Origin of the sequence: Streptomyces beijiangensis, from assembly GCF_017315755.1 — a bacterium.
Lineage (GTDB): Bacteria > Actinomycetota > Actinomycetes > Streptomycetales > Streptomycetaceae > Streptomyces > Streptomyces beijiangensis.
In genome coordinates this window covers 1-14,413 of the sequence record NZ_JAFLRJ010000470.1, presented here as the reverse complement: position 1 = coordinate 14,413, position 14,413 = coordinate 1, and the positions used below count along the sequence as shown (strand labels likewise).

The following is a 14,413-nucleotide window of genomic DNA, read 5'->3' as shown; positions in this document are numbered from 1 at the left end:
CTGTGTACGGAGGCGGGCGCGCGAGCACGGTCGTCGCGCCCGCCTCCGTACACAGCTCCGCCAGGCCTTCGCCGGGTACGACCGCCACCACCGCGCGCTGGATCTGCTCGCGCGCCTCGACGGCAGCGGCCGCGAAGTGGGTGATACGGATCCGGTACGGGCGTCCGGCCTCGACGCCCGCCTCGATCGCCGCCCCCGCGTCGTCCACATGGACGTGGACGTTCCACAGGCCGTCGCCGCCGACCACGACCAGGGAGTCGCCGAGCCCGTCCAGGCGCGTACGCAGCCGGGCCACGGCCCCGTCGCCCGCCTCCAGCAGATAGATCACTTCGAAGGCCGGCCCGCCGACTTCGAGGTCGGGGGCGCAGTCGTCGGCCACTACGTGGATCCCGTGGCCCCGGCCCTGCGCCGCCGGGGTCTCCCCTGACAGGGCTCCCACCAGCGCGGCCAGCACATCCACCAGACCCCGCCCGCCCGCGTCCACGACGCCCGCGCGCCCCAGCACGGCCAGTTGCCCCGGGGTCTCCTGCAGAGCCGCCCTGGCGCCGTCGTACGCCGCCCTGGCCACCTTCGCGGACCCGCCCTCGGTCGCGGCGGCCGCATCGGCCGCCGCGGTGGCCACCGTCAGCATCGTGCCTTCGACCGGGTGTGCGACCGCCTGGTACGCCGATGAGGCCGCCCTGCGCAGTGCCCGCCGCAGCAGTCCGGCGTGATCCTGCTCACCCGGCAGGTCACCCGGCCGCTCCACCCGTGGCTCGGCCAGCACCTCGGACATCCCCCGCAGCAGCTGCGCCAGGATCGTCCCGGAGTTGCCGCGGGCCCCGATCAGCGCCCCGTGCGCCATCGCGCGGATCACGTCCGCCGTCTCGGGGGTCTCGGTGCCGTACCCCGTGAAGACCGCCTCGACCGCCTGGGAAGCGGACTCCAGGGTCAGGTAGAGGTTGGTTCCGGTGTCCCCGTCCGCGACCGGATAGACGTTGATCGCGTCGATCTCCTCGCGGTCGCTGCCCAGCGCGTCCAGTGCGAGCGAGCACCAGGTGCGTACCGCGACGGCATCGAGATCGTCGGGGGTCTGCGGCACCTGGCGTTCTCCTTGACTCCGTGAGCAGCGGGGTTGCACCGCAGGGTAGACCCCGGGGAGGACAAGGGGCCGGGGCAGGGGCCGTCCCGGACATGGTAGTTTCGTATCTCCGAAGCCGCCGTTGTATGCTGCTTCGGTTGCCCGGTGAGAGCCGGGCCAATTCCCCCCGGCAAGCCACCATCAGTCAGCTGATTCCGGTGCGCCGGAATTCACTGTAAATCTGAAGTCTTTGGAGTGACCCGTGGCTGCCAACTGCGACGTCTGTGGCAAGGGGCCGGGCTTCGGCAATAGCATTTCCCACTCGCACCGCCGTACGCCTCGTCGCTGGAATCCCAACATCCAGCGCGTGCGTGCCGTGGTCGGTCGGACGCCGAAGCGGCTCAACGTCTGCACCTCGTGCATCAAGGCCGGCAAGGTCTCGCGCTAACGCCGACGGTTCGTCGTTGCGCAGCCCCTTGCGGTTGCCTTGAAAAGCCGGTCCACCTCGGTGGACCGGCTTTTTCGTGCGCTCATTCGCCTGCGGGTACGTCCCTGAAGCGCCAGCCGTGGTCCACCGGGCCGATCCCCCCGCCGAGCGGGAACCCGGCCGCGATCGCGCCCGTGACGTAACGCTTTGCCGCCGCCACCGCCTCGGGCACCGGAAGTCCCAGTGCCAGATACGAGGCGACCGCCGAAGCCAGCGTGCACCCCGTTCCGTGCGTATGACGGTTGTCGAGCCTCGGCGCCCGCAGCCAGTGCTTCTCGCTGCCGTCCGTCAGCAGGTCCACCGCCTCGCCGGCCAGGTGCCCGCCCTTGATCAGCGCCCACCGCGGCCCGTACTCCAGGACCGCGTCCGCCGCCCGTACGAGATCGGCCTCGGACTCCACCCGCACACCGGTCAGCTGTGCGACCTCGTCCAGGTTCGGGGTGGCCACGGTCGCCACGGGAAGCAGTTTGGTCCGTACGGAATCGAGCGCAGAGGCGGCGAGCAGCGGATCCCCGTGCTTGGAGACCCCCACCGGGTCCACGACGACCGGGACGCCGGTCCCCGCGAGCAGTTCGGCGACCGTCTCGACGAGCTCCGCCGACGCCAGCATCCCGGTTTTCACCGCGTCGACGCCGATGTCGTCGACGACGGCCCGGTACTGGGCCCGCACGGCCTCGGCCGGCAGCTCCCACGCGCCGTGTACGCCCAGTGAATTCTGCGCGGTGACCGCGGTCAGCACGCTCATCCCGTGCACGCCGAGCGCCAGCATCGTCTTGAGGTCGGCCTGGATGCCCGCACCGCCCCCGGAGTCGGAGCCCGCGACCGTGAGAACAAGGGGCAGTGTCATGATCCGTCGCTCCCGAAGTGGTCCCAGCCGCCCTTGCTCGTCCAGGGGGCGCCGTCGACGGTCACCTGGGGCAGTGCGGAGGGGTTGAGTACCTCGCCGATGACCTTCCAGCGGGCGGGGAGCTTCACGTCGGGCGGGAAGGTCGCCACGATCGCGTGGTCCTCTCCGCCGGTGAGCACCCACTGCAGCGGGTCGACGCCGACCGCCTGCCCGATGTCGTTCATCTGCGAGGGGATGTCGATGAGGCCGGCCCGCAGGTCGATGCGGACCTTGCTGGCCTCGGCGATATGGCCGAGGTCGGCGACCAGGCCGTCGCTCACGTCGGTCATCGCGGTCGCGCCGAGCCCGGCGGCCGCGGGGCCCGCGTGGTACGGCGGCTCGGGCCTGCGGTGCGCCTCGACGAAGGCGCGCGGCGAGCGGAACCCCCGGGAGAGCACGGCGAATCCGGCCGCCGACCAGCCCAACCATCCGGTGACGGCGACGACATCGCCCGGCTGCGCGCCGGAGCGGAGCACCGGCTCGTGGTTGCGCAGATCACCAAGTGCCGTGATGGCCACGGTGATCGTGTCCCCGCGCACCACATCGCCGCCGACCACGGCCGCGCCCGCGACCTGGCATTCGTCGCGGATCCCGTCCATGAGCTCGACGGGCCAGGCGGCGGGCAGCTCGGCGGGTACGACGAGGCCGAGCAGGATCGCCGTCGGCACCGCGCCCATGGCGGCGATGTCGGCGAGGTTCTGCGCCGCCGCCTTGCGCCCGACGTCGTACGCCGTGGACCAGTCGCGGCGGAAGTGCCGCCCTTCGAGCAGGATGTCCGTGCTCGCCACGACCCTCCGGTCGGGTGCGGACACGACCGCGGCGTCGTCGCCGGGTCCCAGCCGTACCGCCGGAGTGGTGGTGAGCCGGGAGGTGAGCTCTCTGATCAGCCCGAACTCGCCGAGCTCCCCCACGGTGCCCTTCATACGTGTACCCCTTCTGCCCCAGTGCGCTTGCGGTCGCGGGCGGTGCCTGCTGTCGGTACCGTCGACAGTGACAGCGCCCCTGACGTCAACCGTGACGTCAACTCTGTTCTTCGTACGCCCCGATGTGTGCGACAACCGGGCGCGGGGGTCTCCCCGCAGCCCGGAACGACGCGATACCTTGGCGTCCCTTTCCTCTCCCCACAAGATCCTCGTGGCCCCCTGGAGGTTCCGTGGTACAGGCGTACATCCTCATCCAGACCGAGGTGGGCAAGGCGTCGACCGTCGCTGATCTCATCGGGAAGATTCCCGGTGTCATACAGGCCGAGGACGTGACAGGACCGTACGACGTGATCGTGCGCGCCCAGGCCGACACCGTCGACGAACTCGGTCGCATGGTGGTCGCCAAGGTCCAGCAGGTGGACGGCATCACCCGCACTCTGACCTGCCCGGTGGTGCACCTGTAGCCCCGTCTACGCTGGGCCGGTGACTTCATCGCGCCGCCGGCTCCTCTCTTTTCCCGCCATAGCGCTGCTGCTTGCCGCGGCGGGCTGTTCCTCGGCGGACGACGCGGCACAGGTCGCCGTCCCCAAGCCGTCCGCCGACGAGGTGCCCTACTGCGAGGCGCTCGCCAAGGCCCTGCCGCAGACCGTCGCGGGTCTGCGGCGCAGCGATGTCGAGCCGAAGTCCGAACTGACCGCCGGCTGGGGGGACAACGCGGCGATCGTACTGCGCTGCGGTGTCCCCCGGCCCGAGAAGATGGACGACCCGGACGCGCTGGGTGTCGAGGCGGACGGCGTGAAGTGGATGCTGGAGCAGCTGAACAGCGGGCCGCGGTTCACCACGACCTACCGCAAGGTCTACATCGAGGTCGCACTGCCGGAGAAGTACGACCACGACGTGACTCCTCTGTCGGACTTCGCGGCGGCGGTCGCCAAGACCGTCCCGCTCACCGTCAAAGCGTGACGGAGCGCCTCAGCGCAGTCCCGTCGAACGGTTGAGGGCCGCCTGGATGAGCCGGTCGACCAGTTCCTGGTAGCCGATCCCGCTCTCCTGCCACATCCGCGGGTACATCGAGATCGGTGTGAAGCCCGGCATCGTGTTGATCTCGTTGATGACGAACTCGCCGTCCTCGGTGAGGAAGAAGTCCGCGCGGACCAGACCCTCGCACGACACGGCGTCGAAGGCCTCGACCGCGAGCCGCTGCACCTCGGCGGTCTGCTCGGGGGTCAGCGGGGCGGGCACGATCCCGGTCGCCGAGTCGATGTACTTCGCCTCGAAGTCGTAGAAGTCGTGCGCGGTGACCGGCGGGATCTCGGCGGGCACGCTGGCGCGCGGTCCGTCCTCGAACTCCAGTACCCCGCACTCGATCTCGCGGCCGCGCAGCAGGGACTCGACCAGGATCTTGGGGTCGTGGCGCTGGGCCTCCTCGACCGCGTCGTCGAGGCCTTCCAGGGAGTCGACCTTGGTGATGCCCATCGAGGAGCCGCCGCGGGCGGGCTTGATGAAGAGCGGCCAGCCGTGCTCGCCGGCGAAGTCGACGATCTTCTTGCGGGCGGCGGCCGGGTCGAGCTTCCACTCGCGGGGGCGGATCACCTCGTAGGGACCGACCTTCAGCCCGTACGAGATGAAGACCCGCTTCATGTACTCCTTGTCCTGGCCGACGGCCGAGGCGAGGACGCCCGCGCCGACGTACGGGATGCCGGAGAGTTCGAGGAGGCCCTGGAGGGTGCCGTCCTCGCCGTACGGGCCGTGCAGCATCGGGAAGACGACGTCGACCTCGCCCAGCGCCTTGGGCACCGAGCCCTGCTCGCTGTAGACGACTTCGCGGTTGCCCGGGTCGACCGGGAGCACCACGGCGCCGTCGGACGACTCGGCGATCTCCTCGATGGTCGGCATCCTGCGGTCGGTGACGGCCATCCGCTCCGGCTCGTCGGCAGTCAGCGCCCAGCGGCCGTCCGTCGTGATGCCGATGGGCAGCACGTCGTACTTGGTCCGGTCGATGGCGCGCAGGATGGCGCCCGCTGTGACGATCGATACACCGTGTTCGGAGCTGCGTCCGCCGAAGACGACCGCCACACGCGGCTTGCGACGCTGCTGCTCAGGGCTCTGGGGGAGGTTCTCGCTGCTCATATCGCGTTGAGGGTACCGTGCGCCCTCAGCGTCGCTCGGCCTTGGCACTGCGGCCCATCAGCTCCTTGAGCGCCACGAGCGGCGGCTTCCCGTTGTGGACGATGTCCACCACGGTGTCGGCGATCGGCATCTCCACGCCGTGGCGCCGTGCCAGATCGGCCACCGACTCGCAGGACTTGACGCCCTCGGCGGTCTGCCGGGTGATCGCGATGGTCTCCTGGAGTGTCATCCCGCGGCCGAGGTTGAGGCCGAAGGTGTGGTTGCGGGAGAGCGGCGACGAGCAGGTGGCGACCAGGTCGCCGAGGCCGGCGAGACCCGAGAAGGTCAGCGGGTCGGCGCCCATGGCGAGGCCCAGTCGGGTGGTCTCGGCCAGGCCGCGGGTGATCAGCGAGCCCTTGGCGTTGTCGCCGAGCCCCATGCCGTCCGCGATGCCGACGGCGAGACCGATCACGTTCTTCACCGCGCCGCCGAGCTCACAGCCGATGACGTCGGTGTTGGTGTACGGGCGGAAGTACGGGGTGTGGCAGGCGGCCTGGAGCCGCTGGGCGACGGCCTCGTCGGTGCAGGCGACCACGGCGGCCGCGGGCATCCGGCAGGCGATCTCCTTGGCCAGGTTGGGCCCGGTGACGACGGCGATGCGCTCGGAGGGGACCTTGGCGACCTCCTCGATCACCTCGCTCATACGCTTGGCCGTGCCGAGTTCGATGCCCTTCATCAAGGAGACCAGGACGGTGTCGGCGGCCAGCAGTTCGGCCCAGGACGCGAGATTGGCGCGCAGCGTCTGCGAGGGCACGGCGAACACCGCGAACTCGGCGCCCTCCGCGGCCTCCGCGGGGTCCGTGGTGGCCCGCAGCCCTGCCGGGAGTTCGAGCCCGGGGAAGTAGTCGGGGTTGGTGCGGGTGGTGTTGATCGCCTCGACGAGCTCGGCGCGGCGGCCCACGAGGGTGACCTCGCAGCCGGCGTCGGCGAGGACCATGCCGAAGGCCGTACCCCACGATCCGGTCCCGAATACGGCTACTCGCGTCACTTGGTGCCCTCCCCCGCGGCGTTGCGCCGCTCCTCTGCCCGGAACTTGCGGTGGTCGTACGGCTCGGCGGGCGCCCGCTCGCCGCGCAACTCCTCAAGGATGACGGTGATCGCGGCCATGATGACCTCGGTCGCCTCCTTCAGCACCTCGGGTGTCGGCTCCTTGTCGTAGAAGCGCGCGAGATCGACCGGCGGACCGGCCTTCACCTGAAGGGTCTTGCGCGGGAAGAACCGGACCCGCTTCTCCTTGGCGTACGGCGGCATCGCCAAGTTGGCGCCCCACTGCGCCACCGGGATGACAGGGGCCCGGGTGAGCAGGGCGGCGCGTGCGACGCCGGACTTGGCGGTCATCGGCCACTGGCCGGGATCGCGGGTGAGGGTGCCCTCGGGGTAGAAGGCGACGCATTCGCCCTGTCCCACGGCCTCCACGGCGGCGCGGAAAGCGCCGAAAGCGCTGGTGGACTCGCGGTAGACGGGGATCTGGCGGGTGCCGCGCAGCAGGGTGCCGACGACAGGTGCCTTGAAGAGGGCCGCCTTGGCCAGGAATCGGGGAACTCGGCCACTGTTGTACTGGAAGTGGCCGTAGGAGAACATGTCGAGATACGAGTTGTGATTGACCGCCGTGATAAATCCGCCGTCGGCCGGAATGTTCTCCATTCCGTTCCAGTCCCGCTTGAACAGAACAATCAGCGGCGGTTTGGCGATGGCCGCCGCCAGGCGGTACCAGAAGCCGATTCTGCGGCGGGACACTCGGAGGCCTTCCTGTCGGTCGTGGCTGCTGCCTGGCTACCGACCGTCAAGTCTCGCCCCAGGCCCCTGCTCTGTCGAGAACACCGTACGCCCGGGCCCCGCAGCCGGACATCGCGGGCTCGGGCCACAATGGGGCCGATGCCGAACACGGATCGGACCGCGGCCTGGTCCCTCGTCGTACCCCTGAAGCCCTTGGCGCTGGCGAAAAGCAGGCTCGCGGCGGCGACGGGTGATGCCCTGCGCCCGGGCCTCGCGCTGGCCTTCGCGCAGGACACCGTGGCCGCCGCGCTGGCGTGCCCGGCCGTACGGGATGTGGCCGTCGTCACGGATGATCCCCTGGCCGCCGCGGAACTGACCGCACTGGGCGCCCGAATAGTGCCGGATGCCCTTTCAGCGGGGCTCAACGCCGCTCTGGCGTACGGAGCACGCTCGGTAAGGGATCTGAACCCTTCGGCCGCCGTAGCGGCCTTGAACGCCGATCTGCCCGCGCTGCGTCCCGGGGAATTGCAACGGGTGCTCGAATTCGCGACGGCATTTCCGCGTGCTTTTCTGGCCGACGCGGCAGGAATCGGTACGACATTGCTGTCCGCGGCCCCCGGCATGGAATTGAACCCGGCGTTCGGCGGCCCGTCCCGGCTGCGGCATTCGGCGACGGGCGCCGCGGAAATCCTGCTCGACGGGGTGGAGTCGGTCCGCCGGGACGTGGACACCGGGGACGATCTGCGGGCGGCCGCCGCCCTGGGCCTGGGCCCTTACACCGCTCTGCGGTACGCACCCCTGGCCGGAACGTAAGCTGCGGTCCATGCAGGCGACCGCGTACACGTACGACTCCCAGACCCGCAGCGGCAGTGTGCTGCTCGACGACGGCACCCCGGTGGACTTCGGTGCCCCGGCCTTCGACGCGGGCGGCCTACGGCTGCTGAGGCCCGGTCAGCGGGTGCGGATCGAGACCGAGGGTGAGGGCGGGGCCCGCCGGATCACTCTGGTGACCCTGCAGACCTTCTGAGAGCCCCCTGAACGCGCCGCGGGCCGGGCTCCCCGAGGGGAGCCCGGCCCGGTGCGTGACCGGCCTGTGCCGCTTACTTCTTGCGAGCGGTGGCCTTCTTGGCGGTGGTCTTGCGCGCCGTGGCCTTCTTTGCCGGAGCCTTCTTCGCCACTGCCTTCTTGGCGGGAGCGGTCTTCTTGGCGGTGGCCTTCTTCGCAGTGGCCTTCTTCGCCGGAGCAGCCTTCTTGGCCGTCGTCTTCTTGGCTGCAGCAGCCTTCTTGACGGCGGTGGCCTTCTTGGCCGGGGTGGCCTTCTTGGCGGCGACTGCCTTCTTCGCCGGCGTGGCCTTCTTGGCTGCGACCGCCTTCTTGGCGGTGGCCTTCTTGGCCGCCACTGCCTTCTTCACGGTCGTACGGGTGGAAGAACCGCCCGAGAGGCTGCCCTTGGGCGCCTTCTTGACGGCCACGTCGTTCTTCGGGAGCTTCTTGGAGCCGCTGACCAGGTCCTTGAAGCCCTGACCCGCACGGAAGCGGGGCACCGAGGTCTTCTTGACCCGGACGCGCTCACCCGTCTGCGGGTTGCGGGCGTAGCGGGCCGGACGGTCGACCTTCTCGAACGAGCCGAAGCCCGTCACGGAGACACGGTCGCCGTTGACCACGGCACGGACGATCGCGTCGAGTACCGCGTCGACTGCGTCTGCGGCCTGCTGGCGGCCGCCGACCTTGTCGGCAATCGCTTCTACGAGCTGCGCCTTGTTCACGTCTTCCCCTTCGGAGACATAGCCGGAACGAAACTGTTCTGGCTTTTTCGCACGTTAGGCAGATATATACCGCAAATCAAACACGAAACGGTCTAATCACCCTTGTGCCGCAACGAAGTCGCTGTCACGGAGTTCCATCAAGGGAGTTGCCATCGGGGAATCGACCCTCGTCGAGGTCCTTCATCAACCGATCCAGGCGCGTTGCTGCATCGGTGAGATCGTGCTTCGCCGCGGCCGTGACGACCAGCAGCTTCCGGGACAGCGCCATCCGTACGCCCTCCGGGACTTGCAGTTCGCGCACCCTGATGTGCGCTTCCTTCAATTGGTCGGCGACTTGTGCGTAGAGCTTGAGTTGGTTGTCGCCTTCCATGCACCGATTGTGCCATCTGGGGCGAGTTGTCGCGCAACGGGGACTCAACAAGCGACTGCGCCCCCTACCTGGCGGCAGGGGGCGCAGTCCTGGAAAAGTGCTGCTCAGACCTCAATTGTACGGGGTTTGTGGGCGGGCCTGGTCGCCTCATAAGCCGCGATGTCCGCTTCGTTCTGAAGGGTGAGGCTGATGTCGTCCAGCCCGTTCAGCAGCCGCCAGCGGGCGTTCTCGTCGAGCTCGAAGTCGGCGCTGATGCCCTCGGCGAGGACCTTCCGCTGCTCCAGGTCGACGGTGATTTCAGCCGTCGGGTCGGCGTCCGTCAGATCCCAGAGCGCGTCCACGACCTTCTGGTCGAGAACTACGGTCAGCAGACCGTTCTTCAGCGAGTTCCCACGGAAAATGTCCGCGAACCGCGAGGAGATGACGGTCTGGAATCCGTAGTTCTGCAGGGCCCAGACGGCGTGCTCACGGGAGGACCCGGTGCCGAAGTCGGAACCGGCCACCAGGACCGTGGCGCCCTTGCGCTCGGGCTTGTTCAGCACGAACTCGGGGTCCTTGCGCCAGGCCTCGAAGAGCCCGTCCTCGAAGCCGTCGCGGGTGACCTTCTTCAGCCAGTGGGCCGGGATGATCTGGTCGGTGTCGACGTTGGAGCGCCGCAGCGGGACCGCCCGGCCGGTGTGCTTGGTGAAAGCTTCCATGGTTCTCAGGCCTCCACGAGGGTCGGAGCGTCGGACAGGTCTGCCGGAGAGGCCAGATGGCCCAGCACCGCGGTGGCTGCGGCGACCTGCGGGGAGACCAGGTGGGTACGGCCGCCCTTGCCCTGCCTGCCCTCGAAGTTGCGGTTGGAGGTGGACGCGGAGCGCTCACCGGGCGCGAGTTGGTCGGGGTTCATGCCCAGGCACATCGAGCAGCCCGCGTGCCGCCATTCGGCGCCCGCGGCGGTGAAGACCTTGTCCAGGCCCTCGGCGACGGCCTCCAGGGCGACCCGGACGGAGCCCGGGACGACCAGCATCCGTACGCCGTCGGCGACTTTGCGGCCCTTCAGCAGTTCGGCCGCGTTGCGCAGGTCCTCGATACGACCGTTGGTGCACGAACCTACGAAGACGGTGTCGACCTTGATGTCGCGCAGCGGCTGTCCGGCCGTCAACCCCATGTACTCCAGGGCCTTTTCGGCGGCCAGGCGCTCCGAAGCGTCTTCGTACGAAGCCGGATCGGGGACGTTCGCCGAAAGCGGCGCACCCTGGCCCGGGTTGGTGCCCCAGGTGACGAACGGGGCCAGCTCCTCGGCCTTGATGAAGACCTCGGCGTCGAAGACCGCGTCGTCGTCCGTCCGCAGGGTCTTCCAGTACGCGACCGCCTCGTCCCACTCCGCGCCCTTGGGCGCGTGGTCGCGGCCCTCCAGGTAGTCGAAGGTGGTCCGGTCGGGGGCGATCATGCCTGCCCGCGCGCCCGCCTCGATCGACATGTTGCAGATGGTCATGCGGGATTCCATCGAGAGCTTCTCGATGGCGGAGCCGCGGTACTCCAGGATGTATCCCTGGCCGCCGCCGGTGCCGATCTTCGTGATGACGGCGAGGATCAGGTCCTTGGCGGTGACGTCCTCGGGCAGTTCGCCGTCGACGGTGATGGCCATGGTCCTGGGGCGGGCCAGCGGCAGCGTCTGGGTGGCCAGCACATGCTCGACCTGCGAGGTGCCGATGCCGAACGCCAGCGCGCCGAAGGCGCCGTGGGTGGAGGTGTGCGAGTCGCCGCAGACCACGGTGGTGCCGGGCTGGGTCAGGCCGAGCTGCGGTCCCACCACGTGGACGACGCCCTGCTCGACATCGCCCAGCGAGTGCAGCCGTACGCCGAAATCGGCGGCGTTCTTGCGCAGCGTCTCCAGCTGGATCCGCGATACCGGGTCGGCGATCGGCTTGTCGATGTCGATGGTCGGGGTGTTGTGGTCCTCGGTGGCGATGGTGAGGTCGAGCCGCCGGACCTGCCGTCCGTTCTGCCGCAGACCGTCGAAGGCCTGTGGGCTGGTCACCTCGTGCAGCAGGTGCAGATCGATGAAGAGAAGGTCGGGCTCGCCCTCCGCGCGCCTGACGACATGGTCGTCCCAGACCTTCTCCGCGAGTGTCCTACCCATCGCTTTCCCTCCGGCCGGCGCCTTCGCCGGCCCAACTAGAGACCGTGGTGCCCCCGTCCGAACCCCCGAACCGGGCGGTGGCGTGCGGCCGTTGTGCGGCCGCCCCTACAGGGTGACAAGTTCCCCTGGAAATTGAACTTGCGTTTCACAGAGTGAGACGCGAATATCGTTGCATGGACAACTCTAGCGGCGTCGGCGTTCTCGACAAGGCGGCTCTCGTCTTGAGCGCCCTGGAGTCCGGTCCGGCCACCCTCGCAGGGTTGGTCGCGGCCACCGGACTCGCACGACCCACGGCACACCGGCTCGCCGTGGCACTGGAACACCACCGGATGGTGGCGCGGGACATGCAGGGCCGTTTCATTCTCGGCCCCCGGCTCTCCGAGCTGGCGGCAGCGGCCGGTGAGGACCGTCTGCTGGCAACGGCGGGGCCCGTACTGACACATCTGCGCGATGTGACCGGCGAGAGCGCGCAGCTCTATCGCCGCCAGGGCGACATGCGGATCTGCGTGGCCGCCGCCGAGCGGCTCTCGGGTCTGCGGGACACGGTCCCCGTGGGCTCCACGCTGACGATGAAGGCCGGCTCCTCGGCCCAGATCCTGATGGCCTGGGAGGAGCCGGAGCGCCTGCACCGGGGCCTCCAGGGGGCCCGCTTCACGGCGACCGCTCTCTCGGGCGTACGTCGCCGGGGCTGGGCCCAGTCGATCGGCGAGCGCGAGCCGGGCGTGGCCTCGGTCTCTGCGCCCGTGCGCGGCCCCTCCAACCGTGTGGTGGCCGCCGTCTCGGTCTCCGGACCGATCGAGCGCCTGACGCGCCACCCGGGCCGGATGCACGCCCAGGCGATCATCGACGCGGCGGGCCGCCTCTCGGAGGCCCTGCGCCGCACCGGCTGACCCCTCGGGGCCGGCTCCCTCTCCGGCCCCTCACCTACGTCCAGTTACGGCCCATCCGCTTCAACGCCGCAGCGGCTGGGCCGTAGTTGATGTCCGGGCCGGCCGGACACAACGAAGAAGCCCTCCCCCGGATACCTCTGGGGAAGGGCTTGTTCTGCATGTACCCCCGACCGGATTCGAACCGGCGCTACTGCCGTGAGAGGGCAGCGTGCTAGGCCGCTACACAACGGGGGCTTGCTGGTACTGCTACTGCGTACTGCGCTGGGCTACCAGGACTCGAACCTAGAACAACGGAACCAGAAACCGCCGTGTTGCCAATTACACCATAGCCCAAAATGGTCTATACCAGACCAGTACCCCCGACCGGATTCGAACCGGCGCTACTGCCGTGAGAGGGCAGCGTGCTAGGCCGCTACACAACGGGGGCCCTAGCGATCCTGCGTCTCAAGTCCATCGGGTGCGACCCAAATGATCTCGCGGGAAGGATCTGTACCCCCGACCGGATTCGAACCGGCGCTACTGCCGTGAGAGGGCAGCGTGCTAGGCCGCTACACAACGGGGGCTTGTCTTGCTCTGTACTGCTTGTTCTGCGCTGGGCTACCAGGACTCGAACCTAGAATGACGGTACCAGAAACCGTAGTGTTGCCAATTACACCATAGCCCACCAAAACACAACCCCCAGACGGGGGTTTGTTCGGCTTGCGCTCCCCGCTCCGGCCTTTCGGCCCGGTCGGCGGCGCAGGAAGAACATTACCTGAAGGTGGACGGCGCTCCAAAACGGGTATTGCCCCGCAGCAGGTCAGGAAGCTGGCCAAGTCCGGTGATCCTGATCAGCTCGGGACGTCCGCCCACGTCCTGGCGGTCGAGCCAGACGGCCGCGAGACCGGCCGCGGCGGCTCCCGTGGCGTCGATGTCGGGCTGGTCACCGACGTACAGCACCTCGTGCGGCTCCAGGGCGAGGGCGTCGCAGGCGGCGTGGAAGGCCCCTGGCTCGGGCTTGGAGACACCCAGCTCGGCGGCACACAGGAGGAGCTCGAATCGGTCCCGTACGCCGAGGATGCGCAGCTTGCGCTCCTGGTGGTGGGCGGCGGAGTTCGACAGGACGGCATGGCGGTAGTCGGCCGCGAGGAGATCGAGGGCGGGGACGGTGTCGGGGAACAGGGACCAGGCGGCCTCGAAGTGGACGATGTAGCGGTCGAACCAGGCGTCCGCCTCCTCGTCGCTCAGCACCGCCCCCGTGAAGCCGCGGACGCGGTCGCGCCGCTGCCCCTGGAAACCGGCCTCACCGGCGGCGAAGCGCGCCCAGTGCAGCTCAGTGAGCTCGCGCCAACGGGCGAGGGCCTGGTCGACGGAGGTGAATCCGCCGGCCAGGCCCTCGGCCGTCAAGTGCTGCAGCATTCCGGCGCGGTCCGCGCTGGTGTAGTCGAAGATCGTGTCGTCTACGTCCCAGAGGACTGCCCGGATCGCCATGGAACGAGCCTAACCGCGACCCGGCCCCCGGCTGGGGGTTCGGGGGTCACCCCCGAGGGATGCAGCGTCGAAGATCGTGTCGTCCACGTCCCAGAGGACTGCCCGGATCGCCATGGGTCCAGGCTAAGCGGCGAGCTTCCGCAGCGCCGCGTCGATACGGGACAGGGACTTCTCCTTGCCCAGGATCTCCAGGGACTCGAAGAGCGGAAGGCCGACCGTACGGCCGGTGACGGCCACGCGGACCGGGGCCTGGGCCTTGCCGAGCTTCAGGCCGTGCTCCTCGCCGGCCTTCAGGACGGCCTCCTTGAGGGCCTCGGGGCTCGTCCAGTCCGCGGCTTCGAGGTTGGCGCGGGCCGTGGTGAGGAGCGCGACCGGGTCGCCCTTCATCGCCTTCGTCCAGGACGCCTCGTCCTCGACCGGCTGGTCCAGGAAGAGGAAGTCCACGTTCTGCGTGATGTCCGAGAGGACCTGCAGGCGGGTCTGGGCGTGCGGGGCGATGGCCTCCCAGGCGGCCTGGTCGAAGGCCTCGGGCGCCCAGTTCGCGTACG

General features: G+C 69.3%; 17 protein-coding genes, 5 tRNA genes and 1 pseudogene. 6 read left to right on the top strand and 17 right to left on the bottom strand.

The features are described from left to right. On the bottom strand, nucleotides 1–1,081 hold a 1,081-nt coding region (locus tag J0695_RS34905; RefSeq protein ID WP_206968783.1), incomplete at its 3' end, for a DAK2 domain-containing protein. A 241-nt stretch (nucleotides 1,082–1,322) separates the two neighbouring features. Here J0695_RS34905 and rpmB point away from each other — a divergent pair. Beyond that, a complete protein-coding gene (rpmB, locus tag J0695_RS34900; protein WP_028426177.1) occupies nucleotides 1,323–1,508 on the top strand; it encodes a 50S ribosomal protein L28 in 186 nt (61 codons plus the stop codon). Between the two features lie 82 nt (nucleotides 1,509–1,590). Here rpmB and thiD read toward each other — a convergent pair whose 3' ends face one another. Together thiD and J0695_RS34890 are read right to left on the bottom strand one after the other, a co-directional pair. Beyond that, nucleotides 1,591–2,394, bottom strand: coding sequence for a bifunctional hydroxymethylpyrimidine kinase/phosphomethylpyrimidine kinase (thiD, locus tag J0695_RS34895; RefSeq protein WP_206968782.1), 804 nt, complete (start codon nucleotides 2,392–2,394; stop codon nucleotides 1,591–1,593). Next, complete coding sequence (locus J0695_RS34890; protein WP_206968781.1) at nucleotides 2,391–3,356, bottom strand: thiamine-phosphate kinase; 966 nt, start codon at nucleotides 3,354–3,356, stop codon at nucleotides 2,391–2,393. The genes thiD and J0695_RS34890 overlap by 4 nt, the downstream gene beginning before the upstream one ends. Nucleotides 3,357–3,586: 230 nt before the next feature. Between J0695_RS34890 and J0695_RS34885 the strand changes: the two genes are divergently transcribed. Both J0695_RS34885 and J0695_RS34880 read left to right on the top strand, forming a co-directional pair. Continuing rightward, a complete protein-coding gene (locus tag J0695_RS34885; protein WP_206968780.1) occupies nucleotides 3,587–3,820 on the top strand; it encodes an Lrp/AsnC family transcriptional regulator in 234 nt (77 codons plus the stop codon). 19 nt (nucleotides 3,821–3,839) lie between these two features. Beyond that, nucleotides 3,840–4,319, top strand: coding sequence for a DUF3515 domain-containing protein (locus tag J0695_RS34880; protein ID WP_206968779.1), 480 nt, complete (start codon nucleotides 3,840–3,842; stop codon nucleotides 4,317–4,319). A gap of 9 nt (nucleotides 4,320–4,328) precedes the next feature. Here the strand turns inward: J0695_RS34880 and J0695_RS34875 are convergent, their stop codons facing one another. The 3 genes from J0695_RS34875 to J0695_RS34865 are packed head-to-tail and all read right to left on the bottom strand — an operon-like array spanning nucleotide 4,329 to nucleotide 7,262. Further along, the gene (locus J0695_RS34875; RefSeq protein ID WP_206968778.1) at nucleotides 4,329–5,486 is read right to left on the bottom strand and encodes a D-alanine--D-alanine ligase family protein; all 1,158 of its coding nucleotides are present in this window, start codon (nucleotides 5,484–5,486) and stop codon (nucleotides 4,329–4,331) included. A 25-nt stretch (nucleotides 5,487–5,511) separates the two neighbouring features. Then, nucleotides 5,512–6,513: an NAD(P)H-dependent glycerol-3-phosphate dehydrogenase gene (locus tag J0695_RS34870; protein ID WP_206968777.1), complete on the bottom strand. Its 1,002-nt coding sequence runs from the start codon at nucleotides 6,511–6,513 to the stop codon at nucleotides 5,512–5,514. Continuing rightward, nucleotides 6,510–7,262, bottom strand: a complete 753-nt coding sequence (locus J0695_RS34865; protein ID WP_206968776.1) for a lysophospholipid acyltransferase family protein — start codon at nucleotides 7,260–7,262, stop codon at nucleotides 6,510–6,512. Before J0695_RS34865 ends, J0695_RS34870 begins: the two co-directional genes overlap by 4 nt. A gap of 138 nt (nucleotides 7,263–7,400) precedes the next feature. Between J0695_RS34865 and cofC the strand changes: the two genes are divergently transcribed. Both cofC and J0695_RS34855 read left to right on the top strand, forming a co-directional pair. Next, nucleotides 7,401–8,054, top strand: a complete 654-nt coding sequence (gene cofC, locus J0695_RS34860) for a 2-phospho-L-lactate guanylyltransferase (protein ID WP_242553584.1) — start codon at nucleotides 7,401–7,403, stop codon at nucleotides 8,052–8,054. Between the two features lie 10 nt (nucleotides 8,055–8,064). Then, nucleotides 8,065–8,268, top strand: coding sequence for a hypothetical protein (locus J0695_RS34855; protein ID WP_206968774.1), 204 nt, complete (start codon nucleotides 8,065–8,067; stop codon nucleotides 8,266–8,268). A 73-nt stretch (nucleotides 8,269–8,341) separates the two neighbouring features. On the opposite strand, the gene J0695_RS34850 is transcribed toward J0695_RS34855, so the two are convergent. The 4 genes from J0695_RS34850 to leuC form a co-directional block, all read right to left on the bottom strand. Continuing rightward, complete coding sequence (locus tag J0695_RS34850; RefSeq protein WP_206968773.1) at nucleotides 8,342–9,007, bottom strand: HU family DNA-binding protein; 666 nt, start codon at nucleotides 9,005–9,007, stop codon at nucleotides 8,342–8,344. A gap of 124 nt (nucleotides 9,008–9,131) precedes the next feature. Then, the gene (locus J0695_RS34845; protein WP_206968772.1) at nucleotides 9,132–9,377 is read right to left on the bottom strand and encodes an SCO5555 family protein; all 246 of its coding nucleotides are present in this window, start codon (nucleotides 9,375–9,377) and stop codon (nucleotides 9,132–9,134) included. Between the two features lie 104 nt (nucleotides 9,378–9,481). Further along, nucleotides 9,482–10,075 carry a 3-isopropylmalate dehydratase small subunit gene (leuD, locus tag J0695_RS34840; RefSeq protein WP_206968771.1) on the bottom strand — a complete coding sequence of 198 codons (594 nt, stop codon included), beginning with the start codon at nucleotides 10,073–10,075 and terminating at the stop codon, nucleotides 9,482–9,484. A 5-nt stretch (nucleotides 10,076–10,080) separates the two neighbouring features. Continuing rightward, nucleotides 10,081–11,505 carry a 3-isopropylmalate dehydratase large subunit gene (gene leuC, locus J0695_RS34835; RefSeq protein ID WP_206968770.1) on the bottom strand — a complete coding sequence of 475 codons (1,425 nt, stop codon included), beginning with the start codon at nucleotides 11,503–11,505 and terminating at the stop codon, nucleotides 10,081–10,083. Nucleotides 11,506–11,678: 173 nt separating this feature from the next. Between leuC and ndgR the strand changes: the two genes are divergently transcribed. Further along, nucleotides 11,679–12,395 carry an IclR family transcriptional regulator NdgR gene (ndgR, locus tag J0695_RS34830; protein ID WP_119295157.1) on the top strand — a complete coding sequence of 239 codons (717 nt, stop codon included), beginning with the start codon at nucleotides 11,679–11,681 and terminating at the stop codon, nucleotides 12,393–12,395. A gap of 161 nt (nucleotides 12,396–12,556) precedes the next feature. Here the strand turns inward: ndgR and J0695_RS34825 are convergent. The 7 genes and pseudogenes from J0695_RS34825 to J0695_RS34795 all read right to left on the bottom strand — a co-directional run. After that, nucleotides 12,557–12,629 (bottom strand) — tRNA-Glu (locus tag J0695_RS34825). Nucleotides 12,630–12,656: 27 nt separating this feature from the next. After that, nucleotides 12,657–12,728 (bottom strand) — tRNA-Gln (locus J0695_RS34820). Nucleotides 12,729–12,749: 21 nt separating this feature from the next. Beyond that, a tRNA-Glu gene (locus J0695_RS34815) sits at nucleotides 12,750–12,822 on the bottom strand. 63 nt (nucleotides 12,823–12,885) lie between these two features. After that, nucleotides 12,886–12,958: transfer RNA gene (locus tag J0695_RS34810), tRNA-Glu, on the bottom strand. Between the two features lie 29 nt (nucleotides 12,959–12,987). Beyond that, a tRNA-Gln gene (locus J0695_RS34805) sits at nucleotides 12,988–13,059 on the bottom strand. Nucleotides 13,060–13,145: 86 nt separating this feature from the next. Next, nucleotides 13,146–13,865, bottom strand: coding sequence for an HAD family hydrolase (locus J0695_RS34800; protein ID WP_206968769.1), 720 nt, complete (start codon nucleotides 13,863–13,865; stop codon nucleotides 13,146–13,148). Between the two features lie 123 nt (nucleotides 13,866–13,988). Beyond that, a pseudogene (locus tag J0695_RS34795) lies at nucleotides 13,989–14,413 on the bottom strand (glutamate--tRNA ligase); the annotation flags it as partial.